Origin of the sequence: Marinobacter halodurans, from assembly GCF_004327985.1 — a bacterium.
In the GTDB taxonomy this organism is placed as follows: domain Bacteria; phylum Pseudomonadota; class Gammaproteobacteria; order Pseudomonadales; family Oleiphilaceae; genus Marinobacter_A; species Marinobacter_A halodurans.
Genome location: NZ_SJDL01000142.1, coordinates 1 through 1,145, shown reverse-complemented (window position 1 = coordinate 1,145; position 1,145 = coordinate 1). Strand labels below are relative to the sequence as shown.

2 protein-coding genes are annotated in these 1,145 nt (G+C 55.4%); one reads left to right on the top strand and one right to left on the bottom strand.

The genetic code is table 11. The features are described from left to right. Window positions 1-948 (top strand): IS110 family RNA-guided transposase (locus tag EZI54_RS23820; protein WP_131484330.1); only part of this gene is annotated, 948 nt, incomplete at its 5' end. On the opposite strand, the gene EZI54_RS24955 is transcribed toward EZI54_RS23820, so the two are convergent. Further along, a partial coding sequence (locus EZI54_RS24955; RefSeq protein WP_207389345.1) for a hypothetical protein occupies window positions 945-1,145 on the bottom strand: 201 nt, incomplete at its 5' end. The genes EZI54_RS23820 and EZI54_RS24955 overlap by 4 nt on opposite strands.

Genomic DNA, 1,145 nt, shown 5'->3' with positions numbered 1-1,145 from the left:
TTGCTGCACAAGGAAATCAAAGCCCGCCCAGAACCGCTTCTGGCCCTGCTCGAACCCTTCCGTGATGACCTGGTCGTTGGCGTCGAGTGCATGCACTGCTGGTACTGGATCTCGGATCTGTGCGAAGGACACAACATCCGTTTCATCCTGGGACACGCCCTCTACATGAAGGCCATTCACGGCGGCAAAACCAAGAACGACCGCATCGATTCGTTCAAGATCGCCATGCTCATCAAGGGCGGCAATTTCCCCCTGGCTTACGTGTATCCCAGTGAGATGCGGTCCACCCGGGATTTACTTCGCCGACGCACCCGCATTGTCCAGCACGGGGCCATGCTCAAGGCCCATGTGGTCAACACCACCAGTCAGTACAACCTTCCACCCAATAAGGTAAACCTGAAAAATGTTGGTGCCCGGGAGCAGGTTCGCCTGGCGTTTGCCAATCAGGATGTCCTGCAGAACATCAACTTCGACCTGGCCATCATCGAGTGTTATCACCGGGAACTGGACAAGCTGGAAGATCATCTGGAACGGCAGGCGAAACAACACGATCCTGCCTCTCTGAGTGTGTTGCGCACCATTCCGGGTGTGGGCCGTATCCTGGCACTGACCATTCTCTATGAAATCGGCGATATCCGGCGCTTTGAGTCCGTACAGAAGTTTGCTTCTTACGCCCGGCTCATCAAGTGCAAGGCGGAATCCGCTGGCAAGGTCTACGGCACCCAGGGCAACAAGATCGGCAACGCCCATCTGAAGTGGGCCTTCTCAGAGGCCGCCGTGCTCTATCTGCGGGGTAATGACAAGGCCCAACGCTATCTACAGAAACTCCTGAAACGCATGAACAAAGCCAAGGCGCTGTCGGCGCTGGCCCACAAGCTGGGCCGGGCTGCCTACTTCATGCTCAAGCATCAGAGGGTGTTCGATGAACAACGATTCCTGAAGGGTTAGTCACGCCACGGGGTGAGCATGACGTCTAACTGGATCGAACCGGATGATGACCGAAAACCGGGTGTCCGCTGGTAATCCCCCCGAAAAATAGCGGTACTCAAAAGTAGAATTTTCCGTAAACTACCCGCAGGGAGATTCTGCATGAAGAAGTCACGTTTTTCCGACAGCCAAATCCTGTCGATCCTGAAGCAAGCCGA